The sequence below is a fragment of the Kitasatospora sp. LaBMicrA B282 genome (genome assembly GCF_050325825.1).
Classification (GTDB): Bacteria; Actinomycetota; Actinomycetes; order Streptomycetales; family Streptomycetaceae; genus Kitasatospora.
In genome coordinates this window covers 1-23,158 of record NZ_JBNQTI010000023.1, presented here as the reverse complement: position 1 = coordinate 23,158, position 23,158 = coordinate 1, and the positions used below count along the sequence as shown (strand labels likewise).

Genomic DNA, 23,158 nt, shown 5'->3' with positions numbered 1-23,158 from the left:
GCGACGTCGAGCGAGGAGCACGTCATGAGCCTGAGCATCCGCAACCAGATCCCCGGCACGGTCACCTCGATCACCAACGGTGCCGTGATGGCCACCGTCCGGACCCGCCTGACGGGCGGTCAGGAGCTCACCTCCGCGATCACCGTGGACGCGGTCAAGGACCTCGGACTGGCCGTGGGCTCCGCGGTGAACGCGCTGGCCAAGTCCACCGAGATCGCGCTCGCCACCGGCCCGGTCACCGGGCTGAGCATCCGCAACCAGCTGCCGGGCACCGTCGCCGAGGTGGCCACCGGCGGGGCGATGGCCACCGTCAAGGTCACCATCGACGGTGGCGAGCTGACCGCGGCGATCACCAAGGACGCGGCCGAGGACCTCGGGCTGGCGGTCGGCTCCCAGGTGGTCGCGCTGATCAAGTCCACCGAGCTCGCGCTGTCCGCCGCCTGAGTCGCCCTGTGTCCCCGGTCGTTGCCGCAGGCTGGCCCGCTGCTCGATGATGAGTCGGTACGACTGCCGAACTCAGTGCGAATGCCGAACTCGTCGGACGGCGTGCGGAAGGCGGACCGGATGGACCCCCAGGAGCTGCGGAAGCGGTTCGAGACCCTGACCACGCCGCACCTGGCCGACGCCTGCCTGCGGGCCGGGGTGCCGGTGCGCTGCGCGCCCGCGGCGGTGCAGGCGGTGGTCCCCGGCGGCCGGGTGGCCGGGCGGGTCCGGCCGGCCCGGCACGTCGGCAGCGTGGACGTCTTCCTGGAGGCCTTCGAGGCGGCCGAGCCCGGCGACGTGCTGGTGGTGGACAACGGCGGCCGGTCGGACGAGGCCTGCGTCGGCGACCTGGCGGTGCTGGAGGCGAGGGCCGCCGGGCTCGCGGGGGTGGTCGTCTGGGGCCTGCACCGCGACAGCGCCGACCTGCTCGCGATCGGCCTGCCGGTCTTCAGCCAGGGCGCCCTCCCCACCGGCCCGCAGCGGCTGGACGTCCGCCCGGCCGACGCGCTGGCCGCCGCCACGGTGGGGGAGTGGACGGTGACCGCGGCGGACCTGGTGCTCGGCGACGCGGACGGCGTGCTCTTCCTGCCGGCCGACCGGGCCGCGGAACTCTTCGGGCTGGCCGAAGGGATCCGCGACACCGAGCGCCGGCAGGCCGAGCGGGTGCGGGCCGGCGAGTCGCTGCGGGCCCAGCTCGGCTTCGACGCCTACCTCGCCGCCCGCCGCGCCGACCCGGCGCTGACCTTCCGCGAGCACCTGCGCGCTACCGGCGGCGCCGTCGAGGAGTGAGCGGCTCCTGCTCGTCCGTGACATTCCGTCAGCCGACCGTGCGGGACGGTCGGCTGACGGCTGCTCAACCCTCGAGCGGTGGCACCAGCAGCGGCAGTGCGCCCGCCAGCAGCCGGATCCGGGCGGGCAGTTCGGCGATCTCGTCGCCGTCCGCGCAGACCGGCACCGGACGGTCGGCGTCCACCGTCACCTCGCGCGCGGTCCGCACGCTGACCTCCGGGCGCCGCAGGTGGGTGCCGCGCTTCACCTCGTTCATGAAGGCGACGATCTTGCTGCGCGGGCCGTCGCCGACCAGCATGACGTCCAGCAGCCCGTCGTCCGGCACCGCGGTCGGCACGATCCGCAGGCCGTGGCCGTAGGCGCCGGAGTTGGCCACCACCACGGTGTGCCCGCGCCGGGTGCTGGTCTCGCCGTCGACGGTCAGCGTGTAACCGGCCGCCCGCCAGCTCATGATCGCCCGCACCGGGGCCAGCCGGTAGAGCAGCAGCGCGGGCAGGCCGCGCCCGGCGTTGATCAACCGGGTGGCCACCGCGTCGATCCCGATGTACACGTTCCCGGGCGCGATCGACCCGTTGACCTCCAGCACGTCCAGGGTGCGGCGGTGCCCGGCCAGCAGCAGCCGGGCCTGCGCCGCGACGTCGTCGGCGGCGGGCAGGCCGAGCGAGCGGGCCAGGTCGTTGCCCCGCCCCGCCGGCACGATCGCCATGGTGCCGCCGCCGCGCACGGTGCCCTCGGCCACGTCCCGCACCAGGCCGTCGCCGCCGACCGCGACCACGGTGTCACCGCGCTCGGCGGCCTCCCGCGCGCTGCTGACGGCGTGCTCGCGGCCGCGGGTCGGCACCGCGCGGACGGTGGCGCCGGCCGCGCTCAGCAGCGCGGCGATCGGCTCCCAGCGGGCGGGGGCGTGGCCGCCGCCCGAGATCGGGTTGACGATCGCGGTGAACGCGCCAGCGGCCATCTCAGCCCTCGCTCGCGGGGGTGGCGTCCGTGCCGTCCGTGGTGGTCGTGCCGTCCGTGCCGTCCGTGGTGGTCGCGTTGTTCGGCGCGGGTGCGATCAGCACGCCCGGGTTGAGGATCCCCGCCGGGTCCAGCGCCCGCTTCACTGCGCGCAGGGCGTCGACCGCCAGCGGGCCCACCTCGCGGGCGTAGACCTCGCGGTGGTCGGTGCCCACCCCGTGGTGGTGGGTGACCGCGGCGCCGACCTGGCGGATCGCCTCGTTGGCGGCCGACTTGGCCCGCTGCCACTGGGCCACCGGGTCGTCGGTCTGGGCGCAGGCGACGGTGAAGTAGAGCGAGGCGCCGGTCTCGTAGACGTGCGAGATGTGGCAGAGCACCAGCGGCGGGGTGCCCTCGGCGCTCAGCGTCTCGCTGAGCGCGCTGGTGACGGCCGCCCGCAGCGCGTGCAGGCTGGACCAGAAGGTCACCGTCTCCAGCGTCTCGATCAGCACCCCCTCGTCCAGCAGCGGATCGCGCAGGTAGGGGGCGCGGTAGCGGCCGTGCCGCCAGGCCTCGCCGGGCTCGGTGCCCAGCGGCTGCCCGCCGGCCGCGGCCAGCAGCTCGCTCGCCCCGGCCCGCCGGGCGGCCACCTCGGCGGCGGAGCCCTCGTAGCCGGCGATCGCCAGGCAGCCGCCCGGGCCGCCGCCGAACATCGCGGCCGGGTCGGCCAGGTTGATCGACGTCTCGGCCTCGTCGGAGAGCCGCAGCACGGTGGGCAGCGGGCCGTCCTGGACCAGCTTGCGCAGCGCGGCGGCGCCCGCCTCGAAGGAGTCGAACCGCCAGCCCTCGTAGACCCGTTCGGCCGGCACCGGGCGCACCCGCACGGTCACCGAGGTGATCACGCCCAGGGTGCCCTCCGAGCCGAGCACCAGCTGGCGCAGGTCCGGCCCGGCGGCCGACTTGGGCGCGCTGCCGAGTGCCAGGGTGCCGCGCGGGGTGGCCAGCTCCAGGCCGACCACCATCTCGTCGAACCGCCCGTAGCCGGCCGAGGCCTGGCCGGCCGAGCGGGCCGCCGCGTAACCGCCGATGCTCGCGCCCTCGTAGGACTGCGGGAAGTGGCCGAGCGTCAGGCCGCGCTCGCGCAGCAGCCGTTCGGCCTCGACCCCGCGCAGGCCGGCCTGCAGCGTCGCGGTGCGGGACTCCTCGTCGACGGCCAGCACGGCGTCCAGCCGCTTCAGGTCCAGCGCCACCACGCCGGCGAACCCGGCCCGCTGCGGCGCCAGCCCGCCGACCACCGAGGTGCCGCCGGAGTACGGGACGACCGCGACGTTCGCGTGCTCGCACAGCTCCAGCACGGCCACCACCTGCTCGTGCGAGCCGGGGTACAGCACGGCGTCGGGGGCGTCCGAGACGTCGCCGGCGCGCAGCTTCAGCAGGTCGGGGGTGGACCAGCCGCGGGTGTGGCCGACCCGGGCAGCGGCGTCGGTGGCCACCTGCCCGGGGCCGAGCAGCCCGGCCAGCTCGGCCAGCAGCTTCGCGTCCAGCGCCGGCTCGGGCAGCACCAGCCCGGCCGGGTCGAGCGGCGGGTGCTCCGGGGTGCGCACCCCGAAGGCGGCCAGCGTCTCCTTGGCGGCGGCGGGCAGCGTGGTGCGGTGGGCGGGGTCGCCCCAGCGGTACGGGTGGAAGTCCACGACGGGCAGGTCTGACTCGGTCATCGGGATCCTCAAAGGGCGGAGGGGCATGCGCTGATACACTTGTACATGTGGTGTCGCAGCGAATCAACACGCCGGAAGAATCCCGCGCCGAGCCGGACGGGCCCCGCGCGGACCGTCCCCCGGAGGAGCGGCCGGCGGAAGGGCGGCCGCTGAAGGCCGCCAACGCGATCCCCGAGCAGCGGATCCTGGACGCGGCCTACCAGCTGCTGCTCACCATCGGCATGCAGCGGATCACCATGGCCGACATCGCCCGCCGGGCCGGCGTCTCCCGGGCCACCCTCTACCGCCGCTGGGGCGGGGTCCGCGAGGTGCTCGGCACCCTGACCACCCGGGTCTGGACCGAGCTGGTCGAGCAGGCCTTCGAGGCCGAGAGCGCGCTGATCGAGAGCGCGGGCGCCCGGACCGCCGTGGTCGACGGCGTGGTCCGCCTCGCCCGGGCGATCCGGGTGCACCCGCTGCTGCGCAAGATCATCGAGCTGGACCCCGACTTCCTCACCCCCTACCTGCTACAGCGCCGCGGCACCAACACCAACCACCAGCTTGCGCTGCTGGAGACCGGCCTGCGGCTCGGCATCGCCGACGGCTCGATCCGCCCCGGCGACCCCGCCCTGCTGGCCCGCTCGGTGCTGCTCACCGCCTGGTCCTTCACCCTCACCGGCCCCGTGCTGGTCGACGCCCCCGACGGCACCGGGGCCGAGGTCGACCGGCTGGACGGGGAACTGCGGCTGCTGCTCGACCGCTACCTGATGCCTGCTCCGTCCGCGGCTTCCTCTTCGGCTCCCTCCCTGGCTCCCTCCCCGGCTCCCCTTCCGGAAGGCGGTACCGACGCATGACCGTCGCCCACTCCTCGCTGAACGCCCGGCGCCGGGCCCGCGAACTGGCCGAACTCCGGGCCCCCGGCCGGCCGGTCGACCTGCTGGTGATCGGCGGCGGGGTCACCGGCGCCGGCGTCGCCCTGGACGCCGCCGCCCGCGGACTGACGGTGGTCCTCGCCGAGAAGCACGACCTCGGCTTCGGCACCAGCCGGTGGAGCTCCAAGCTGGTCCACGGCGGCCTGCGCTACCTGGCCTCCGGCAGCGTCGGCATCGCCCGGGAGAGCGCCGTCGAGCGCGGCATCCTGCTCCAGCGCACCGCCCCCCACCTGGTGCACGCACTGCCGCAGATCGTCCCGCTGCTGCCCCGCACCAAGCTCGCCGACGCCGCCCTGGTCCGGGCCGGCTTCCTCGCCGGCGACCTGCTGCGGATCACCGCCCGCACCCCCGCCACCACGCTGCCCCGCTCCCGCCGCCTGACCGCCGCCGAGGTGCTGCGTTACGCCCCCACCGTCCGGTCCGCCGGCCTGCGCGGTGGCCTGGTCTTCTGGGACGGCCAACTCGTCGACGACGCCCGCCTGGTGGTCGCCCTGGCCCGCACCGCCGCGAGCTTCGGCGCCCGGGTGCTCACCCGCTGCGAGGTCAGCCAGGCCACCGGGTCGGGCGCCACGCTGACCGACCGGCTGACCGGCGAGTCCTTCGACCTGTCCGCCCGGATGGTGATCAACGCGGCGGGCGTGTGGGCGGGCGAACTCACCGACGGCCTCACCCTGCGCCCCAGCCGGGGAACCCACCTGGTGCTGCCGCAGTCCGCCTTCACCGGCCCGACCGGCGCCCTCAACGCCGGCCTCACCGTCCCCGTGCCCGGCGAGACCAACCGCTTCGTCTTCGCCCTGCCCGCCCCCGACGACCGGGTCTACGTCGGTCTGACCGACGAGGCCGCCCCCGGCCCGATCCCCGACGTGCCGCAGCCCGCCGAGACCGAGATCGACTTCCTGCTGGAGACCATCAACTCCGCGCTGCGCACCCCGCTCACCCGCGCCGACCTGCTCGGCACCTTCGCCGGCCTGCGCCCGCTGCTCGACGACGGCACCGGCCGCACCGCCGACGTCTCCCGCAAGCACGCCGTGCTGACCGCCCGGGACGGCCTGGTCACCGTGGTCGGCGGCAAGCTCACCACCTACCGGCAGATGGCCGAGGACGCGGTCGACGCAGCCCTCACCCGCGCCCGCATCACCGTCCGCCCCTGCCGCACCCGCACCCTCCCGCTGGTCGGCGCCGCCCCGCGCCCCGACCTGGACCTGATCGCCGCCCCCCTGCGCCTGGTCCGCCGCTACGGCACCGAGGCCCCCGCCGTCCTCGCCGAGGCCGCCGGTGACCCGGCCGCACTCACCCCCATCGCCCCGGGCACCGACACCACCCTGGCCGAACTCCGCTACGCCATCCGGCACGAGGGCGCCCTGGACACGGCCGACCTCCTCGACCGCCGCACCCGCACCGGCCTCGCCCCGACCACCCGCGCCGCAGCCATGCCGGCCGCGGAGCAGGCCCTGGCCGAAGCGGAGTAGCGCGGGCCGGAGCGGGGGAGCGGGTGCGGGGCAGCTCGATGCTCGCCCGCACCCCGGGCCTCCCGCCCGGCGCTTCGAGCCCGATGCGCTGGAGGCCGGCCGTGTCCCCCCACCATGCGATGGGCCGGTGGTCGGACACGCCGATGGCCTCGGCGGGCGCTGCGCGCCGCCGAGGCCATCGGTGGGTTCCTCTGCCCTCAGGTCGTCGTCCGGGCTCGCTTCTGGCGCTTGCTCAGGGCGGCCATCGACATGTCCTCGGCCTGCGAGCGCAGGTTCTTGTACCCGTACCCGCGCTCTTCCAGCCAGGTCATCGCGGCCGCCTCGGCGCGGGCGGTGGCCGGGACGATGTCCTGTTCGGCCTCGCCCGACTCCAGGAAGCGGAAGGTGAAGTCGGCCCGGGCCGTCAGGTCGTAGGTCAGGTGGCCCTCCCGGGTGAAGGAGGCGAAGAGGACATCGTGCTGTGCGGCCTCGGCCAGCAGCTCGGCCCGCTGCGCCTCGTTCAGCCCGTCGAAGGCGCCGCGGATCATCACCCGGAACGTACGTTCGCTCATGACGGCGACCCTAGCTCCGGTGGCGAGCGGCTTTCCAACCAATTTCCGCCGTCTCGTCCCCCGCCCGACCCGCCCCGCTCAGCCGACCAGTTCCCGCAGCTGCGCCCCGAGCCGCGCCACCTCAAGCGCCCTCGCCCCCGCCCCCGCCGTGAGTGCCACGTACCCGTCCGGGCGGACCAGGACCACGGCGTTCCCGGTGACCCCGTACGCCCGGTGCGCGTGGCCCGCGGGGTCGTGCACCGCCGCCGCCCGGATCCCGGGCAGGCCGCTCGCCTCGGTCAGCGCTGCGGCGGCGCCCTTGCCGAAGCCGAGCAGGGTGGAGTGCGGCCCGCGGAACAGGTCGAAGAGCCGCACGTCCCGCCCGTCGGCGGTGCGGCAGGGGGCGTCGGGAGCCCGGTCGCCGGCGCGGATGCCGGTGCTGTCGTCGAGGTCGCGTCCGAGCGGGCCACCGCGGTAGTTGATGGTCAGGCCGGTCAGGTCGCCGCCCGCGTTGTCGGACTGGGTGACCAGCTGCCGGGTGAAGGCCTCGGCGCCGCGGTCGGTGAAGAGTGCGCGGTGCTGGGCCGAGGTGGCGGCCAGCACCGCGCGGGCGACCGGGAGCCGTTCGGCCTGGTAGCTGTCGAGCAGGGCGGCCGGGTCCAGCGGGCTGTCCGGGGTGGTGCGCAGGGCGGCGGCCAGCTTCCAGCTCAGGTTGTGCGCGTCCTGGATGCCGGTGTTCAGGCCCTGGCCGCCGGCCGCGGAGTGGCAGTGCGCGGCGTCGCCGGCCAGGAAGACCCGGCCGCTGCGGTACCGCTCGACCATCCGGACGGTGGGACGCCAGACGCTCGACCAGACCAGATCGCGGAGTTCGACCCCGGGCAGGCCGGCCCGTTCGGCGAAGAGTCGGCGGAAGGTCGCGGTCGAGGGCTCGGGCAGCTCGCCGTGCGCGTCGGGGGTGACCGCGGCGTGCACGGCCCAGTTGCCGTCGGACCGGAGCGGGACCAGGGTCAGGGCGCCGATGCCGAGTTCCGGGTGGTCCCAGAGGTGCAGGCAGTCCGGGTCCAGGCCGTCGACGTGCATCGCGGCGAGCAGGAACCGTTCCTCCTCCCAGGTCTCGCCGTGGAAGGGGATGCCGGCGAGCTTGCGGACCGCGCTGCGGCCGCCGTCGCAGCCGACCAGGTAGCGGGCGGTGACCACCTCGGTCCGCTCGCCGTGCCGCACGGTGGCGCGGACCAGGTCCGCGTCCTGCTCGTGGTCGAGCAGTTCGGTGTCCAACTCGACCTTGACGCCGTACTCGGCCAGCCGGTAGCGCAGCACCGCCTCGGTGTGGTGCTGGGGGATCAGCAGCATGCCGCGGTGCGGGCGGTCGGGGGTCGGGGCGTTGCCGGGTGCGGGGTCGGCCTCGGCGACCAGGCGGCTGCCGCGGTAGGTCCGCACTTTGGGGTTGTGCGTGCCGCGGGCGTACATCTGCTGGACCACGCCGAGGTCGTCGAGGATCTCCAGGGTCCGCGGGCTGACGCCCTTGCCCCGGACTCCGATGGTGCGGAACTCCGGTTCCCGTTCGATGATCCGGCAGTCGACCCCGCTGCGGGCGAGGCCGAGGGCGAGTGCGAGCCCGACGGGCCCGGCGCCGACCACCAGGACCTCGGTCGGGTGCGTGGTGCTGGGCATGGCTGTCCTCCTCCGTAAGATACGGCGCGTTTCTTGCTGCGACTGTAGACTGGCCCTGATAAGAAACGCAACGTATCTCCAAGCCTCCGGATGCGGACCACGGTGCCCAGCAACACGAGTGACGACCCCACGACTGCCGCCGGCCCGACCGACGCCAGCAGGCCTGACGTCACCAGGACTTCACGCCGGCGCGGCGACGAGCTGGAGCGCGCGATCCTCGACGCGGTCTGGGTCGAGCTGGCCGAGCACGGCTACGACCGGCTCACCATGGACGGCGTGGCGGCCCGCGCCCGGACCAGCAAACCGGTGCTCTACCGCCGCTGGCCGAACCGCGTCGAGCTGGTCATCGCCGCGCTCGGCCGCAACGCCCCCGACTACCAGGCCCCGCCGGACACCGGCGAGTTGCGCACCGACCTGGCGGTCTTCCTGGGCGGCCTGCTGCACCGCTTCGACGACCTGCCGACGGCCGCCGTGCACGGCTTCCTGGTCGACGTCATGCGGGTGCCCGAACTGCGCTCCCGGTTCCGCACGGGGCTCACCGGCACCGGTCCGGTGGACACGTTGGAGGCCGTCATGCGCCGCGCCGCCGACCGCGGTGAGATCAACGCGGACCGCCTGAACCGCCGGGTGGTCTCGCTGCCGCTGGACCTGCTCCGGGACGCCTTCATGACCGGCGGCACGGTCCCGGGGGACGAGCAGATCGCCGAGATCCTCGACGAGATCGTGCTGCCCCTGCTCAGGGCTCCGAGCGCGCCGACCTCGAGCCCGCCGACGCCGGGCCCGCCGCCCCCGGGCGCAGCCGCTGCGACGGGGTGATGCCGTACTCCTGGCGGTAGGTCTCGGCGAACCGCCCGAGGTGGGTGAAGCCCCAGCGCAGCGCCACGTCGGTGACCGTGCCCTCGGCCCGGCCGTCGGCGATCGCCAGCAGGTCGTGGTGGGCGAGGTCGAGGCGGACGCGCCGCAGGTAGGCGAGCGGGGTGGTCTGCAGGTGGGTCCGGAACCCGGCGCGCAGGGTCCGGAGGCTGACCCGGGCGGCGCGGGCCAGGTCGGCGACCGAGATCGGCTCGTGGGCGTGCTCGGCGCAGTACGCCGTGGCGCGGCGCAGCGCGCTGGGCAGCAGCGGGCCGCCCCGGTCGTCGGGCGTGCCGGGCAGCGCGTGCGGCTGGAGGTCGAGCAGGCCGTGCACCAGGACCTGTTCGAGGTGCGCGGTGGCGAGCGGGGACCGGCCGGCCAGGCCCGCGTCGGCCCAGTGCGCCAGGTCGGCCGCGATCCGCAGCCAGGCGTCGGTCGCGGTGTCCTCGCCGAGGACCGGTGCGAAGCGCGGTGTCCCGGCCGGGGTCTCGCCCAGCCGGCTCGTCAGCGCCGTCTGCACCGCCGCCGCGGGGATGACCAGGATCCGGTTGCGGGCCTCCCCGCTCCACACCATCGACAGCCGTTGGCCGGGGCCGGCGATGCACCGGGAGGAGTCGAGTTGCACCCCGTCGACGGTGACCGACCCCTGGCCGGCCAGCGGGACCTGCACGTTGAAGAAGTCGGCCAGCTCGCCCACCTCGACCTCGACCTCGGCCCCGTAGCCCAGCTCGTACACCGAGACCAGGCCCTGGTGGTGGCAGCGGTAGCGGCCGCTGATCGGCAGGTCGTGCAGGACCTTCAGCCGGTGCGGGGCGAAGTGGTGGCTGACCAGGGCGTGGAGTCCGGCGACGTCGGATCCTTCGAAGAGGACGCGGTCCGACCCGCCGGCCATCTCGCCGCTGAGCGCTGCGCTGCCGACCATCGTGTTGCCGACCATCGTGCTGCCGACCTCCGACGGGACCTGGCGGGGAACCGACATTGTCCCAGGTCGGTGGGCAGGTGTGGTCAGCGGCCCGGCTGGCTGAAGAGCTGCTCCAGGGCGCGCCGGTCGCGCTTGGTGGGGCGCCCCGCGCCGCGGTCGCGGAGGGCGACCGGGGCGGGGCCGAGCGCGGCGGCGGGCCGCGGCGGGCTGTTGTCGACGTAGCACTCGACGGCGACCGAGGCACCGACCCGCTTGCTGATCACCCGGGAGACCACGACCACCCGGGTCCAGTCGTCCAGCCGGACCCGGACCTCGTCTCCGATCTTGACCGAGTGGGCGGGCTTGACCCGCTCGCCGTTCACCCGGACGTGCCCGGCCCGGCAGGCGGTCCCGGCGAGCGAGCGGGTCTTGGTCAGGCGCACCGACCAGATCCAGCTGTCGACCCGTGCGGTGCCTTCGTCTACGGCCATGTCCCGACTCTATCCCGCCGTGCCCGCCGCCGGGCCGGAGTATTCACCGGGCCGGGGCGCGTTCCGGGGCGTCAGCCGCAGTGGCTCCAGCCGCTGGTCCAGCTGGTCCCCTTGTACGATCCGCCCCACTCGACGCAGGTGTTGGCCGCGGTCGCGGTGACCGGGCCGGCGTAGTAGGTGAAGCTGCCCGGATTGGCGAGCGCACTGCCGCCCTGCACGGTCAGGGTGGCGTTCATCGGCGTCGGCCCGCTCGGGTCGGCCGCCAGGGTGACCACGCAGTTGTTCCCGTCGGCGGCGTCGTAGAGCAGGTAGACGGTGGCGTCGCCCAGGCTGTGCGAGTCGATCACGGTGTACCCGGTGCCGCAGACCTGCCCGGCCGAGTACGGGTTGCCGGTGGCGGGGGAGGGGGTGGGCGAGCCGGTGCCGCAGTGGCTCCAGCTGCTGGTCCACGAGGTGCCCTGGTAGGAACCGCCCCACTGGACGCAGGCGTTGGGCGCGTAGCCGGTGACCGGGCCGGCGTAGTAGGTGAAGCTGCCCGGGTTGCTGCCCGAACTGCCGCCCTGCACCGCCAGTGTGGCGTTCATCGGGGTCGGGCCGCTCGGGCTGTGCGCGAGCGTGGTCACGCAGTTGTCGCCGGTGCTGCCGTCGTAGAGCAGGTAGACGGTGGCGGCGCCCAGGTCGTGCGAGTCGATCACGCCGTAGCCGCTGCCGCAGACCTGCGCGGGGGTGTAGATGTTGCTGCCGACCGGGCCCGGCGCGCCCGCGCCGCCGCCGCAGTGGCTCCAGCCGCTGGTCCAGCTGGTGCCCTGGTAGCTGCCGCCCCACTGGACGCAGGCACTGGGCGCGGACTCGGTGACCGGGCCGGCGTAGTAGGTGAAGCTGCCCGGGTTGCTGCCCGAACTGCCGCCCTGCACCGCCAGCGTGGCGTTCAGCGGGACCGGGCCGGCGGGGTTGGTGACCAGCGTGGTCACGCAGTTCTGGCCGGTCGCACTGTTGTAGAGCAGGAAGACGGTGGCGCCGGCCAGGGCGTGCGAGTCGATCACCCCGAAGCCGGTGCCGCAGACCGCGTTGGGACTGTACGGGTTGCCGCCGGCCACCGGGGGCGGGTTGTTGCCGCTGCCGCTGGCCACCGGGGTGGTGTAGCCGACGATGTAGTAGCCGTCGCCCGGGTCCACGGTGCTCGGCTCGGTTCCGACGGCGGTCTGCCCGGCCGGGATGGTGATCGACACGACGCTGGAGCTGACCGCGAAGCCGGCCATCGAGCCGGTGCCGGTGGTGCCGTTCCAGTCCCCGTTCGCGGTGGTGACCGAGCCGTCGCCGTTCACCGAGGTGACGATCGCGACGTGGTGGATCTCGGAGTCGTAGATGCTGCCGTACTCCACCGCGTCCCCGGGCTGCGGACGGTAGGAGGTGGCGGTGTGCAGGGTGCCGTTGTTCTGGCCGTAGGTGTAGAAGCTGGCCGCGGCGGCGGTCAGACCGTTGGTGGCGAAGCCGGAGTGCTGCCAGACCCACTCGGCGAAGTCGGCGCACCAGTACTCGGGGCCGCCCGAGTAGCCGCCCGAGCAGCTGGTCTCGAACTGGCTGCCGCCGAGGCTGTTGTAGGTCGGCGCGTTGGCGCAGGTGCCGGCGGTCTTGCCGACGTTGGCGGCGGCCAGCGCGGCCGCGTCACCGCCGGCGGCGGCCGTGGCGGAGCCGGCGGGCAGCAGCGTGACCAGCCCGGCGAGTAACAGGACCACCGCGGCGCCGGATGTGCGGCGCAGGAGTCTCGTGACGAACACCGTTCTCCTCAGGTGAGCGCAGGACCGAGCACCGGCGCGCGGCGGCCTGGTGGGGCCGCGGGCGTGCGCCGGTGTTCGCGGGTGCGCCAAGTGTGGGAGGTGGGTGTGGCGTTGCGGTAGCCCTCTGCTGACGATGAGTCAAAATTGATGGTCGGGTCAGGCGTTGGGGTTGGGGTAGCGACAGGCGGCGCGTTCGGCGACGGCCTGCTGGTCGGGGGTGAGCTGGGTCGGGGCGGCGGTGCCGTCGGGGGCCAGGAGGTGGGCGTCCGCGACGGTGGTCGCACCGTCACCGCCCAGGCAGGCCACGGCGACCACCGGGATCGGGGTGGTCGAGCCCTGCAGTGGGCCGAGGCGCCAGACGTAGTCGAAGGAGCTCTGCTGGTCGGCGGTGAGCCGGATCTGGTGCCAGCCGGGGGCGGGCGGCGCGCTGGCGGAGGGGGAGGTGCCGTCCTGGGTGCCGGCGGGGGCGGAGGCGGTCGGGGCGCCGGCGGGGGTGCCGGCCGTCGGGGCGCCGGTCGGGGTGGGGGCCGGCGCGGCGTAGTACGCGGCGTAGCCGACGATCGCCACCTGCTTGCCGGTCGCCGACAACTGCACCGTGCCGTCCGCCGCCGGGTGGTCCAGGTGCAGCGAGACCTGCTGCGGCATCGGGGCGTCGTCCGGGCAGGCCGAGGGCTTCATCACCCCCGGCGGGTCCCCGTGGATGATCGCGGAGGCGACCACCCCGCCGCCGGCCAGCTCGAACCAGCGGATGTCCGGCTCGCCGCCACTCGGGTCGTAGACCACGTCGCCCAGGCAGTAGCCGGTGAGTTGCAGGGTGCAGCCCGGTGGCGCGGTCCACAGGGTGTCCGCGTTCAGGCTGGCTCCGGCGTGCACGTGGGCGCCGGACCCGTAGGTCAGACCGGTGAACCGCACCGGCGCCGACCCGGCCGCGGTGGCGGGCGGGTTGCCGGCGGCACCGGCGGGAGCCGAGCAGAGCGGGTTGGCGGTGCCGGGGGCGGTGGGGGAGGCCGAGCGGTGCGGCGACTTGCCGGGCAGCACCAGTGCCGCGAGCACCGCGGCGGCGGCCACCGCCGCGGTGCCGGCGGCGAGCAGGGTGCGCCGGCGGGGGCGGAAGCGGCGGGGGAGCGGTGTGGCGGAGGTGGGAGCGGGGGTGGGTGCGGGCGCGGCGGAGCTGGGTGCGGGTGCGGTTGTGGCTGCCGCTGCGGGCTCGGCCGGGGCCTGCGCTCCTTCGTCGGCCGCCTCCGTCGGCGCCCCCGGGCACTCGTCGTCCGTCCCCGGGCACTCGCCGAGCTCCCGGTCCAGTTCCTCCCAGCGCTGCTGCCAGGCCGCGACATCGCCGCCGCAGGCCCCGACATAAGCCAGCGTCACCTCCAGGCTGGGACGCCGCATGCCGCCGGCCGCGTCGCTCAGCGTGCTGGCGCTGAACCCGGCCAGCGTGGCGAGGGCGCGGTAGGTGGGGTTGCCGGCCTGCTCGCGGACCAGGCGCAGATCGTGGGCGAAGGCCTGCAGCGGTCCCTCGGTCGGGTCGATGGGTCGAGGCTTGCGGGCCAAGTTCGGTCTCCTGTTGGGCGATTGTTAGGCGATATGTCCTGTTCGCACCTGATGCGCGGTCACGGTCGGTATCGCGGTGATCGTAGTCGGTCAGAAAAGGTGCCCACTTGCGCCCCGGTACGAACATTCCCCCCGGCGCCAGGGCCTGGCAGGATGGCCCCCAATGACCGCGAACCCATCGACCGACCCATCGACCGACGGAACCAACCCGACCACCCCGACCACCCTCGACCACCGCGCCGCCGCCCGCGACTCCCTGCGCGGCCTGGCCACCGGGGACGCCTTCGGCGCCCAGTTCTTCGTCCCCGACAACCTCCCCGCACTGCGCGAGCGCCGGCTGCCGCCCGCCACCTGGCCGTGGACCGACGACACCGAGATGGCCTGCGCCGTCTTCGCCGCGCTGCGCCACCGCGGCATGGTCAACGGCTACGAACTGGCCCACTCCTTCGCCGAGCACCACGACTTCGACCGCGGCTACGGTGCCGCCACCAACGTGCTGCTGCGGCAGATCCGGCAGCGGCAGGGCGACTACCGCAAGCTCGCCGCCGCGGCCTTCGGCGGCCAGGGCTCCTGGGGCAACGGCGCCGCGATGCGGGTGGCGCCGCTCGGCGCCTGGTTCGCCGTGGACCCGACCGAGGCGGCCTGGCAGGCGGCCCGGTCCGCCAAGCCGACCCACACCCACCCCGAGGCGGCGGCCGGCGCGATCGCCGTCGCCGTGGCGGCCGCCTGGGCGGTGCGGGCCCGCACCGAATGGGTCACCGACGCCGACCTGCTCACCGCCGTGCTCGCCCTGACCCCGCCGGGCAAGGTGCGTGAGGGCATCGCGGAGGCCCGTCAACTGCTCGGCGCACAGCCGGAGGACGTGGCCAAGCTGCTCGGCAACGGACGGTACGTCAGCGCCGTCGACACCGTGCCGTTCGCGCTCTGGTGCGCGGCCACCCACCTGCGGGACTACCCGGCGGCGCTGTGGACCACGGTCTCCCAGGGCGGGGACGTGGACACCACCGGTGCGATCGTCGGCGGCATCGTCGCGGCCTGCGTCGGCACCGAGGGCATCCCGGCCGACTGGCGGGCCGCCACCGAGGAGTTGCCGGACTGGGCGGAGGCCGAGGTGCTGGGCGCGGACGTCGGCCCGGCCGACTTCCCACGCCACCGGCCGATGGCGGCGGCCGCCCCGATCCCGGTGACCACGCTGGACTGGACGCCGGGGCAGTGGCAGCGGATCCGGCACGGCGTGCGGTCCCACGCGATGGAGGAGCGCTGGGAGGCGCACCTGAGCGCCGACGGCCGACACCTGGAGATCTACCGCAACTCGATCGACACCCCGCGCTACGCGGTCGAGGTCGCCCACACCCCGTACGGCGCCCGCCCGGTGCGCGCCTGGGTCAACGCCGGCGCCGAGCACCAGCGGCACGACGGCGGCGACCAGGTCGAGACCGCGTACCTGGAGTTCCTGCTGGACGGCCTCTTCGGCCACGACCGCCGCCCCGACCTGTGGGACCGCTACCAGCAGCTCACCACCCAGCGCACTACCCGGCCCACCCCGCCCGCGGGCGGCCCGGCATGACCGTCGACGCGATACCGCTCGACGTCACCACCGACCGCGCCACCGGACTGTGGACCGTGACCGCCCCCGGCTTCAGCCTCGGCCGGCCGGTGGTCGGCCCGGAGCGGGTGTACGTCGTGGTGGCGGACCGGATCACGGCCCTCGAGCGGCACAGCGGCGAACTCCGCTGGCAGCGGCCGGTCGACGTGCAGACCCGGCACGGCCTGCGCTACGAACGGCTCACCCTGGCCGGCGACCGGCTGCTGCTCCGCGGCGAACTGCCCGACACCCGCCGCGAACTGCTGGTCGCGCTGGACAGCGCCACCGGGGAGCAGGTGTGGACCCGGAAGATCGTGGCCTGGACCGAGCTGATCAGGGACCAGGACACCCTCTACCTCCGTGAGCCGGCCGCTCTCGGCGTGGCCGGCGCCGACGAGCAGCTCACCGCGGTGGCGCTGTCGGACGGACAGCCGCGCTGGCAGCAGCACCACGGCTCCCCGATCCGCTCGCTGGTCCTGGCAGGCCGTCAGTTGGTCCACCGGGACGGCCGGCGGGCCGTGGGGCTCGACCCGTCCACCGGTGCGGTGCGCTGGCACAGCCCGCCCTGGCCCGGGTACGGGGACCTGCTCGTCGATGGGGTGGACGGGCCGGTCTTCACCTGGGAGTACGACCGGCAGCTGGTGAGCTGGTTCGACCCGGCCACCGGCGAGAGCCTCGGCGAGCGAGTGGTGCGACTGCCGTTCGGCGCCGGCGCCCACCTCTCGATGCGGGTCACGGACGGCGGGCAGACGCTCTGGCTCAGCCAGCACCGGCACCGGATGGTCCACTGGCTGCGCCCGTTGGAACCCGACGAGCCGCTGCGCACCTTCCACACCGGCGTCCGCGCGCTGGACTCCGGGGACGAGGCGCTGACCCTGGCCGGCGACTGGGTCTACGCCGTCGACCGCGGCGACCGCCTGCTCGCCGGCCCGCTCGCGAAGCCCGGCTGGCTCCGATCGGTGGGCCGCCAGTCGAGCCGCCTGCTGCCGCGTCGCCGGCGCAAGCAGTTCGAGCTCGTCCCCGGTGGCAACCTGCTCTACGCCCGACAGCACGGGCCGGATGGATACCAGCTGCTGGGCCTGGTGGAGGGCCGGGTCAGCTGGCGGCTGCCGATTTTCACGATGCACCCTGTCCCCGTCGGCGACCGCCTGCTGGTCCCCGACCTGGGCTCCGGTAACGATCACCTCCGCCTCCTCGACGGCCTCACGGGCACCACCGCCGGCCCGCCGCCGCGGGGGTAGGACCCTTGACCACCGGCTCGGCTTCCCCCATCCGGGGGGAGCCGGGCCGTCGTGCCATCGGCGGGGGAGGCGCCTCGACCATGCTGTGGTGAGAGCCCTGCGAGGGCCTTCAGCTCTACGACCACGGAGGCACGATGCCGACCGACGAACTCAAGCGATTTCTGGCAGCCCTGAGCCCAGCGAACCGGCACCTGGTCGAGCAGCAGCCGGCCGAGCAGCAGGAGCGGCTTGCTGCCGCCTGGGAAGCAGAGCTGAGGGAGGACCACGACCTCGACACGCTCAGCGAGCTGTCGCCCCCTGCTGCCGAAGCCGAAGCGGCTGAGCGGGTCGTGCAGGAGCTCCTCGGACTCCGCTGACCTTCGGTGCTGACCCCCTATTCCGTGAGCTCGAAGCGGCGGGCGATCTCCTCGATCAGGGGCAGGTGCTCCTCCCAGGTGGTGCTGCCCATCCCGAGGATGAAGCCGGCGTTGCCCCGGACGGTGAAGTACTCGCGGGTGCGGTAGATGGCGGTGCCGTTGCTGCTGCGGGTGATGAAGTCCAGGGACACGGCGGGCTGCCCGGCGAAGCGTGTCTCGGCGTGGGTGAAGTCGGTGTAGCCGTGGGCGGCGAGCTTCTGCTGGGCGGTTTCCGCGATCCGGGCTGCGGTGAGGCCTCGGGCCGGGATCTTGAAGACGATCAGGTTCCGGCCCGGGCCGCCGGTCGCGCGCAGGATCTCCGGCCCGTTCGCCGGCTCCGGTGGCAGCGCCTCCCAGCCGGCCGGTACGTGCAGTGCGGCGCCGTAGGGGACGATCTCGAACCGCTGCCAGTTGTCCACAGCCTTCTCCTCCACTGTTGTCTCCTCTGTCATGGTGAGCCTCCCGAGCTAGTGACCAGTGTTGTTGTCGCCAGTTCTGATACCGGCTCGCGGTCCCGATGCGAACCTCGCATTCCGTGCGTCGCCCGGTATCGGTAGGAGCGACAACCGTCCAACGACCCCAGCGAGGAGGACAGCGCCGTGCTCAGCAGCCACCAGACCGTCCCGGACGACCCCGGGCGGGACCGCCTCGTCGCGGACCACGCCCATCTGGTCGAGCGCGAGGTCGCCCGCTACCGCACCTGGCACCTGGACCGTGCCGATCTACGACAGGCCGGCATCCTGGGCCTGCTGGTGGCGGCCGGCCGTTTCGACCCCACCCGCGCCGTACCGTTCGCCGCCTACGCGCACACCTGGGTGCGCAAGGAGATCCAGCGGGCCATCGCCAACCAGGAGTTCCCGGCGGTGCTGCCCGCCGACCTGGTCGGCCGCACGGTCGCGCTCCGCCGCGCGCTGGCCGAGCACGCCGACCACCTGGGCCTGGCCGCCGCCGCCCTCGGCATCTCGCCGAGCACCGTCGCCGCGCTGCACCGTCAGCTGCGCACCACAGGAGAGGAGCAGGACGATGAGGAGCCGCCGGCCCCGCCGGGCCAGGTCTTCGCCGACCCCGAACACGCCGCCATGGCGCGGGACTTCGCCACCGGCGTGCGGGCCGCGCTGGCGAGGATGGACCCGCGTCAGGCGGATGCCCTGGTGCTCCGCTACGGGCTCGACGACCACCCCGAGCGGTCGTTCCGCGAGATCGGGCGGCACCTGGGTGTCTCCGGCCACACTGCCCGCAGCTTCGTGGAGCGGGCGCAGCAGGAGTTGCGGTTGCTGCTGGACTGAGGGGAGCGGACAGAGGGGACCGAGCAGACCGGGCCGAACCAACGGAGGTGCAGGGCGGCTACTGCTGTGCGATGAGTGCCGGCAGCTCGCGCATGTCGTGGAAGACGGTGGTGCCGTGGCCTTCGAGGCGTTCGGCCGGGGTGCGCCCGCCGGCGTAGCCGAAGGACCGCATGCCGGCGGCGCGGGCAGCACGGACGCCCGGCCGGCTGTCCTCCACCACGACGCAGGCGGCAGGATCCACGCCCATGCGTCGGGCGGCGTGCAGGAACAGGTCCGGGGCGGGTTTGCCGTGGGAGACCTCGGTGGCGCTGTAGATGCGGCCCGCGAAGCGTTCGTAGAGTCCGGTGCGGCCCAGGGTGTGGCGCATCTTGTCGTGGGAGCCGCTGGAGGCGACGCAGGTCGGCAGGGTGAGCGCGTCGAGGGCTTCCGGCAGTCCTTCGACCGGGGCGAGTTCACGGTCCACGGCCTCGCGGTGGAGCTGCTCGAACCGCTCCGACCAGGTCGCGGCCGTGTCCTCGCCGAGCCGGGCCGCGAGCTGTTCGCGGATGGCGGCGTGCGAGCGCCCGATGAACCGGTCCACGACCTCGGCCTCGGTCAGTGGCCAGCCCAGTTCGGCTCCGAGGGCGACCTGCACGCGTGCGGCGATGCGCTCGCTGTCGACCAGCACGCCGTCGCAGTCGAATATGACGAGTTCGATGGGCTTGATCATTCCCGCAGCATAGGACCTCGGCGGTCAGCGGCGGGCGGCGGGCGGCAGCCGGGTGGGGCGGCCGCCCGGGGTGAGGTGGGAGTCAGGCGCGCTCGGCGGCGGCCCGGATGGCGAGGGCGAGGTGAACCAGTTCGGTGAGGAGCAGGGGACGCAGTTGCACCAGCAGGGTGCCACTCTCGGTCACCAGGAAGCCGCCGTCCAGCGGGCCGAGGTCGACTCCGAGGCGGCTGATCGCCTCGGTCAACAGATCGACCGAGTCTGTTACTTGCTGGCGGAGACTGTTCACGAAGCAGCCCCGAACTCGCCCGGCCGGGCAGCCTGCGGCGAGGTGGGGGTGGAGCTGGTGGGGCTGTAGGGAGTGGAGGGGGCGGCGGGCGGCCGCTCCAGCCACGCCGGGTCGGCTACCCACTCGGGGCCGCCGCGCTCGGGGCGCAGGTAGATGGTGCGGCCGACCTGGTCCATGAAGACGCCGAGCCGCTGGTTGAGCGCGTCGTAGACCAACTCGCCGCGGCGACGCGGGGCGTAGGTCAGCTCGGGCGGGTGGTTGCCGACGGGCTTCACGGCGGGGTACGCGAGGGTGAGCCGCTGCCCGAACTCGGGCCGCCCGCCGCAGCCGGCGGGGCAGCGGCATTCGGGCATCCCGCGGTCGAAGAGGGAGAAGCCACCGTCGGGGTGGCCGTCCGAGCTAGTCGTATGATCGGTCATTTTGCCTGCTCCGTCGCCGAGTTGGTGCGGGGGATCGCTCTCCGTGATGGATTGGATCCGCAATGTTGCTGTTTTACCAGCAGGCGTCGGCGTGGCGCCGTACGATCGAGGAGGTATCCACTGGACAACCTGGTGTGTTGTTTTGGAGGAACTCCCTTGAACAAGAACGATCTTGACCCGACGTCCTCCCCGCTGGCGGCCTTCGGGGTCCAGTTGAGGCGCTCCAGGGAGAGCAAGGGCCTGACGCAACACCAGCTGGGCAAGCGGATCAACTACAGCGGGGCTTTCGTGTCCTATGTGGAGCGGGCGGAGCGCATGCCGAAGCTCCCGTTCGCCAGGCGATCCGACGAGGTGCTGGAGACCGGCGGGACGCTGGAGCTGATGTGGTGGCTCATGGGACACGCATCCCTGGTGGAGGGCTTCCCGGAGTTCGCGGCACACGAGGCGTTGGCGAAGGTGATCAGGACATTCGAGGTGGGTGTCATCCCGGGCCTTCTGCAGACGCGGGACTATGCTGCGGCGGAGCTGAACTTCTGCAAGGTCCGAGGCGCCATCTTCAAGCAGTACACCGAGGAGCGACTGGCGTTCCGGCTGGCGCGTCAACGGTCGCTCGAACGCGACCCGGCCCCGATCCTTCACGTGGTGCTGGATGAGAGCTGTCTGCGTCGGGTGGTCGGCGGTCCGACCGTGATGGCTGAACAACTGCGCTATCTCGAAGAAGTGGCGCAGCGACCGAACTTCATCATCCAGGTCTTCCCGTTCGCGCTTGGAGCGACCCGGGGTCTGCAACTGCCGGTGACATTGCTGACCATGCCCGATCGATCCCTGCTCGGGTACACCGAGACACTCCAGCGTGGATACCTGGAGCGCGATCGGGAGACCCTGGACCGCTGGACCGGACAGTACGATCTTCTGCAGGTTCAGTCCCTCTCGCGGGCTGACTCCCTGGAGATGATCCGCTCGATCCGGAAGGAACTCCTCAACATGACCTCCGCCCGTCTCCCGCAGCAGACTTCATGGCTCAAGAGTAGTTACAGCCAGCAGGGCGGCCAATGCATCGAGATCGCCCCCACTGCCACCCCCACCCTCCCCCTCCGCGACTCCAAGGACCCCGAGGGCCCGGCCCTCCTCTTCCCGACCACCTCCTTCACCGCCTTCGTCAACGGCATCAAGAACGGCGAGTTCATCAGCCCCTGAACCACGTGATCGGGCGCCCCGTTACCCCGTTGGGGGGAATCGGCGGGCTGTCATAGCGGGCTGAATGCCCGATATGCAACATATGTCCCCTTAGGCTACCTCGCGCAGTGGATCGACTGTGCTACGTAGCCAAGGAGATTCGCGTGCCCCTCGCTCCCCCCATCGCCCATCGCCGCTCAGTTGCGCTGGCAGCCGCCGTCCTGGTCGCCGGAGGGGTCCCGCTGACCCTCGCCGTAGGTTCGGCCCACGCCGTCGACAACGGATGTACCACGTCAGGCACGACCATCACCTGCCCCAACGGCATCCCCGCCGGCAGCACCCTGGACGCCAGTGCCGCGACGAAGGTCACCATCAACGGCTCGGTCCTGGGCAGCCTCACCAGCACCACCTCCGGCACCCAGAACATCACCGTCACGGCCAGGTCGGGCCCCGGCATCGGCGCCACCGACCGGGTCGGCAACGGCACCGTCACGCTGAACGGTGGCGGCATCAGCCTCGAGGTCACCGGCGGCACGAGCAGCAACGGTAACGACGGCACCCTCAACCTCACCGGCAGCACGGCCAACTTGACCGGCGGCCCGAGCATCGAGGGCAGTTCCAGCGCCAAGGCCGGGGACGGGAACCACGGCACGATCACCGGTACCGGCACGGTCACTGTGATCGGTGGCTCGGGCGCGGCGGGCGGCACTGGCGCCAACGGATACGACTTCTTCCACCAGAACGGCTACGCCGGCGGTGTCGGCGGTCTCGGAGGTGCCGGCAACAGCGGTCAGGTGACCGCCGCGACCGTCACCGCGCAGGGCGGGAACGGTGGCACCGGTGGTACCGGGGGTGACCGCTACAGAATCAAGGACTCGTTCCAGTTCGAGTTCGGCAACGGTGGTATCGGCGGCGCCGGTGGTACCGGTGGGGCGGGCAACAGCGGCCAGGTCACCGCCACCGCCGCCACCGCGACCGGTGGCAACGGCGGAGGTGGCGGCTTCGCCGGGACCGGCAACTACGGTGGTGGTGGCGGCGCCGGTGGGACCGGTGGTGCGGGCAACGCCGGTTCCGTGACCGTCAGCACCGGCGACGCCGTCCTGGCCGGAGGCAACGGCGGTGGCGGCGGTTCCGGCAACGAAGGCGGCACCCGGGGCGGCGGCGGAGGCAACGGCGGTACCGGCGGCGTCGGCAACGGCAAGACCGTGACGGCCAAGGACACCGCCGTCTACGCCACGGGTGGCAACGGCGGCGCCGGTGGCCGCGGCGGGGCCGGCCACTTCCACACCCCCACCAACGGCGGTCCGGGTGGCTACGCCGGTTCGGGCGGTACGGGGAACAGCGCGGGCGGTACCGTGACGGCCGTCGTCGCCACTACCACCGGCGGGAACGGCGGTGTCGGCGGCAAGGGTGGCAGCGGCTCCGGTGATCCTGCGGGCAGCGGCGCCAACCGCCCCGGCGGCGCCGGTGCGCCCGGCAACAGCGGCACCGTCAACGGAGCCCCCACGAGCGACAACCGGCTCACCGTGACGGGAGGCACGGGCGGCAGCGGGAGCAGCAACGGCAGCAACGGGGTCGGAAACTCCTCCGGCGGCCGGGTCACGTCCGGCGACAACCCGCCGAACTACAACTTCATCGTCGCCAACGGTGACAACGACGGGCTGCTCAAGGCCGGCACGTCCAAGGCCCCGATCTACAACAAGATCAAGGTCAACGGCAACAACACCGGAGCCCGCGGCCTGGGAATCGATGGTGGACCGAACTACGCCGAATGCGAGGTGACCGGGACCCAGGGCCGGCAGGTGCACTGCCTGGCCGGGCTGACGGGGGTGGGATCCCCGGTGCACCGCCCGAGCTGACACGCGGCACCGGCACGGCCGCACCGCTCCTCGGCGAGGCCGCACCCCTCACTGGCGGGGGGGGGGGAGCCCCCTATTTTTGTTTACCTCCTCCTTTTCCCCCCCCCCCCCCCCCCCCCCCCCCC

The 23,158-nt window shown here is 73.6% G+C and carries 22 protein-coding genes and 1 pseudogene; 11 read left to right on the top strand and 12 right to left on the bottom strand.

The window, feature by feature from the left end; translation table 11 throughout:
• The first annotated feature begins 24 nt into the window (after positions 1-24).
• Together ACQRUO_RS09495 and ACQRUO_RS09490 are read left to right on the top strand one after the other, a co-directional pair.
• Positions 25-444, top strand: coding sequence for a TOBE domain-containing protein (locus tag ACQRUO_RS09495; RefSeq protein WP_428315320.1), 420 nt, complete (start codon positions 25-27; stop codon positions 442-444).
• A 120-nt stretch (positions 445-564) separates the two neighbouring features.
• On the top strand, positions 565-1,272 hold the full coding sequence (locus ACQRUO_RS09490) for an RraA family protein (protein ID WP_428315319.1): 708 nt from the start codon (positions 565-567) through the stop codon (positions 1,270-1,272).
• Positions 1,273-1,336: 64 nt separating this feature from the next.
• Here ACQRUO_RS09490 and ACQRUO_RS09485 read toward each other — a convergent pair whose 3' ends face one another.
• Positions 1,337-2,230: a diacylglycerol/lipid kinase family protein gene (locus ACQRUO_RS09485; protein WP_428315318.1), complete on the bottom strand. Its 894-nt coding sequence runs from the start codon at positions 2,228-2,230 to the stop codon at positions 1,337-1,339.
• A 1-nt stretch (position 2,231) separates the two neighbouring features.
• A complete protein-coding gene (locus ACQRUO_RS09480; protein WP_428315317.1) occupies positions 2,232-3,923 on the bottom strand; it encodes an FAD-binding oxidoreductase in 1,692 nt (563 codons plus the stop codon).
• Positions 3,924-3,973: 50 nt separating this feature from the next.
• Between ACQRUO_RS09480 and ACQRUO_RS09475 the strand changes: the two genes are divergently transcribed.
• Positions 3,974-4,756: a TetR/AcrR family transcriptional regulator gene (locus tag ACQRUO_RS09475; protein WP_428315316.1), complete on the top strand. Its 783-nt coding sequence runs from the start codon at positions 3,974-3,976 to the stop codon at positions 4,754-4,756.
• Positions 4,753-6,303, top strand: coding sequence for a glycerol-3-phosphate dehydrogenase/oxidase (locus ACQRUO_RS09470; protein ID WP_428315315.1), 1,551 nt, complete (start codon positions 4,753-4,755; stop codon positions 6,301-6,303). Before ACQRUO_RS09475 ends, ACQRUO_RS09470 begins: the two co-directional genes overlap by 4 nt.
• Before the next feature lie 197 nt (positions 6,304-6,500).
• Here the strand turns inward: ACQRUO_RS09470 and ACQRUO_RS09465 are convergent, their stop codons facing one another.
• Both ACQRUO_RS09465 and ACQRUO_RS09460 read right to left on the bottom strand, forming a co-directional pair.
• Complete coding sequence (locus tag ACQRUO_RS09465; RefSeq protein WP_428315314.1) at positions 6,501-6,854, bottom strand: DUF6204 family protein; 354 nt, start codon at positions 6,852-6,854, stop codon at positions 6,501-6,503.
• A gap of 78 nt (positions 6,855-6,932) precedes the next feature.
• Positions 6,933-8,504 (bottom strand): FAD-dependent monooxygenase, encoded by a 1,572-nt coding sequence (locus tag ACQRUO_RS09460; protein ID WP_428315313.1) that lies wholly within the window; start codon positions 8,502-8,504, stop codon positions 6,933-6,935.
• Positions 8,505-8,594: 90 nt separating this feature from the next.
• Between ACQRUO_RS09460 and ACQRUO_RS09455 the strand changes: the two genes are divergently transcribed.
• Positions 8,595-9,320 (top strand): TetR/AcrR family transcriptional regulator, encoded by a 726-nt coding sequence (locus ACQRUO_RS09455; protein WP_428315312.1) that lies wholly within the window; start codon positions 8,595-8,597, stop codon positions 9,318-9,320.
• Here the strand turns inward: ACQRUO_RS09455 and ACQRUO_RS09450 are convergent.
• The 4 genes from ACQRUO_RS09450 to ACQRUO_RS09435 form a co-directional block, all read right to left on the bottom strand.
• Entirely contained in the window at positions 9,241-10,335 is a 1,095-nt protein-coding gene (locus tag ACQRUO_RS09450) for an AraC family transcriptional regulator (protein WP_428315311.1), read from the bottom strand. The two genes, ACQRUO_RS09455 and ACQRUO_RS09450, sit on opposite strands and share 80 nt — an antisense overlap.
• Positions 10,336-10,361: 26 nt before the next feature.
• A complete protein-coding gene (locus ACQRUO_RS09445) occupies positions 10,362-10,748 on the bottom strand; it encodes an RNA-binding S4 domain-containing protein (RefSeq protein ID WP_428315310.1) in 387 nt (128 codons plus the stop codon).
• Positions 10,749-10,819: 71 nt separating this feature from the next.
• A complete protein-coding gene (locus tag ACQRUO_RS09440; protein ID WP_428315309.1) occupies positions 10,820-12,526 on the bottom strand; it encodes a CHAP domain-containing protein in 1,707 nt (568 codons plus the stop codon).
• Positions 12,527-12,682: 156 nt separating this feature from the next.
• A complete protein-coding gene (locus tag ACQRUO_RS09435) occupies positions 12,683-14,077 on the bottom strand; it encodes a helix-turn-helix domain-containing protein (protein WP_428315308.1) in 1,395 nt (464 codons plus the stop codon).
• Positions 14,078-14,240: 163 nt separating this feature from the next.
• On the opposite strand from ACQRUO_RS09435, the pseudogene ACQRUO_RS09430 reads away from it, so the two are divergent.
• The 3 genes and pseudogenes from ACQRUO_RS09430 to ACQRUO_RS09420 form a co-directional block, all read left to right on the top strand.
• A pseudogene (locus tag ACQRUO_RS09430) lies at positions 14,241-15,185 on the top strand (ADP-ribosylglycohydrolase family protein); the annotation flags it as partial.
• A gap of 455 nt (positions 15,186-15,640) precedes the next feature.
• Positions 15,641-16,903 (top strand): PQQ-binding-like beta-propeller repeat protein, encoded by a 1,263-nt coding sequence (locus ACQRUO_RS09425; RefSeq protein WP_428315307.1) that lies wholly within the window; start codon positions 15,641-15,643, stop codon positions 16,901-16,903.
• Positions 16,904-17,037: 134 nt separating this feature from the next.
• Positions 17,038-17,259, top strand: a complete 222-nt coding sequence (locus ACQRUO_RS09420) for a hypothetical protein (RefSeq protein ID WP_428315306.1) — start codon at positions 17,038-17,040, stop codon at positions 17,257-17,259.
• Between the two features lie 17 nt (positions 17,260-17,276).
• Here ACQRUO_RS09420 and ACQRUO_RS09415 read toward each other — a convergent pair whose 3' ends face one another.
• Positions 17,277-17,750 (bottom strand): hypothetical protein, encoded by a 474-nt coding sequence (locus ACQRUO_RS09415; protein WP_428315305.1) that lies wholly within the window; start codon positions 17,748-17,750, stop codon positions 17,277-17,279.
• A gap of 147 nt (positions 17,751-17,897) precedes the next feature.
• On the opposite strand from ACQRUO_RS09415, the gene ACQRUO_RS09410 reads away from it, so the two are divergent.
• On the top strand, positions 17,898-18,584 hold the full coding sequence (locus ACQRUO_RS09410; RefSeq protein WP_428315304.1) for a sigma-70 family RNA polymerase sigma factor: 687 nt from the start codon (positions 17,898-17,900) through the stop codon (positions 18,582-18,584).
• A gap of 58 nt (positions 18,585-18,642) precedes the next feature.
• Here ACQRUO_RS09410 and ACQRUO_RS09405 read toward each other — a convergent pair whose 3' ends face one another.
• From ACQRUO_RS09405 to ACQRUO_RS09395, 3 genes are all read right to left on the bottom strand, one after another.
• Positions 18,643-19,293 carry an HAD family hydrolase gene (locus tag ACQRUO_RS09405; RefSeq protein ID WP_428315303.1) on the bottom strand — a complete coding sequence of 217 codons (651 nt, stop codon included), beginning with the start codon at positions 19,291-19,293 and terminating at the stop codon, positions 18,643-18,645.
• A gap of 82 nt (positions 19,294-19,375) precedes the next feature.
• Positions 19,376-19,537, bottom strand: coding sequence for a hypothetical protein (locus ACQRUO_RS09400; RefSeq protein ID WP_428315302.1), 162 nt, complete (start codon positions 19,535-19,537; stop codon positions 19,376-19,378).
• A 38-nt stretch (positions 19,538-19,575) separates the two neighbouring features.
• Positions 19,576-19,998 carry a hypothetical protein gene (locus ACQRUO_RS09395; RefSeq protein WP_428315301.1) on the bottom strand — a complete coding sequence of 141 codons (423 nt, stop codon included), beginning with the start codon at positions 19,996-19,998 and terminating at the stop codon, positions 19,576-19,578.
• 156 nt (positions 19,999-20,154) lie between these two features.
• On the opposite strand from ACQRUO_RS09395, the gene ACQRUO_RS09390 reads away from it, so the two are divergent.
• Both ACQRUO_RS09390 and ACQRUO_RS09385 read left to right on the top strand, forming a co-directional pair.
• On the top strand, positions 20,155-21,195 hold the full coding sequence (locus ACQRUO_RS09390) for a Scr1 family TA system antitoxin-like transcriptional regulator (RefSeq protein ID WP_428315300.1): 1,041 nt from the start codon (positions 20,155-20,157) through the stop codon (positions 21,193-21,195).
• Between the two features lie 143 nt (positions 21,196-21,338).
• Positions 21,339-23,033 (top strand): hypothetical protein, encoded by a 1,695-nt coding sequence (locus ACQRUO_RS09385; protein WP_428315299.1) that lies wholly within the window; start codon positions 21,339-21,341, stop codon positions 23,031-23,033.
• Positions 23,034-23,158 lie beyond the last annotated feature (125 nt).

Excerpts from the sequence above, each read along its gene's own strand:
- ACQRUO_RS09490 (WP_428315319.1), top strand. The coding sequence starts at position 565 with ATGGACCCCCAGGAGCTGCGGAAGCGGTTCGAGACCCTGACCACGCCG.
- ACQRUO_RS09460 (WP_428315313.1), bottom strand. The coding sequence starts at position 8,504 with ATGCCCAGCACCACGCACCCGACCGAGGTCCTGGTGGTCGGCGCCGGG.
- ACQRUO_RS09495 (WP_428315320.1), top strand. The coding sequence starts at position 25 with ATGAGCCTGAGCATCCGCAACCAGATCCCCGGCACGGTCACCTCGATC.
- ACQRUO_RS09425 (WP_428315307.1), top strand. The coding sequence starts at position 15,641 with ATGACCGTCGACGCGATACCGCTCGACGTCACCACCGACCGCGCCACC.
- ACQRUO_RS09470 (WP_428315315.1), top strand. The coding sequence starts at position 4,753 with ATGACCGTCGCCCACTCCTCGCTGAACGCCCGGCGCCGGGCCCGCGAA.
- ACQRUO_RS09415 (WP_428315305.1), bottom strand. The coding sequence starts at position 17,750 with ATGACAGAGGAGACAACAGTGGAGGAGAAGGCTGTGGACAACTGGCAG.
- ACQRUO_RS09465 (WP_428315314.1), bottom strand. The coding sequence starts at position 6,854 with ATGAGCGAACGTACGTTCCGGGTGATGATCCGCGGCGCCTTCGACGGG.
- ACQRUO_RS09405 (WP_428315303.1), bottom strand. The coding sequence starts at position 19,293 with ATGATCAAGCCCATCGAACTCGTCATATTCGACTGCGACGGCGTGCTG.
- ACQRUO_RS09450 (WP_428315311.1), bottom strand. The coding sequence starts at position 10,335 with ATGTCGGTTCCCCGCCAGGTCCCGTCGGAGGTCGGCAGCACGATGGTC.
- ACQRUO_RS09455 (WP_428315312.1), top strand. The coding sequence starts at position 8,595 with ATGCGGACCACGGTGCCCAGCAACACGAGTGACGACCCCACGACTGCC.
- ACQRUO_RS09445 (WP_428315310.1), bottom strand. The coding sequence starts at position 10,748 with ATGGCCGTAGACGAAGGCACCGCACGGGTCGACAGCTGGATCTGGTCG.
- ACQRUO_RS09485 (WP_428315318.1), bottom strand. The coding sequence starts at position 2,230 with ATGGCCGCTGGCGCGTTCACCGCGATCGTCAACCCGATCTCGGGCGGC.
- ACQRUO_RS09395 (WP_428315301.1), bottom strand. The coding sequence starts at position 19,998 with ATGACCGATCATACGACTAGCTCGGACGGCCACCCCGACGGTGGCTTC.
- ACQRUO_RS09480 (WP_428315317.1), bottom strand. The coding sequence starts at position 3,923 with ATGACCGAGTCAGACCTGCCCGTCGTGGACTTCCACCCGTACCGCTGG.
- ACQRUO_RS09420 (WP_428315306.1), top strand. The coding sequence starts at position 17,038 with ATGCCGACCGACGAACTCAAGCGATTTCTGGCAGCCCTGAGCCCAGCG.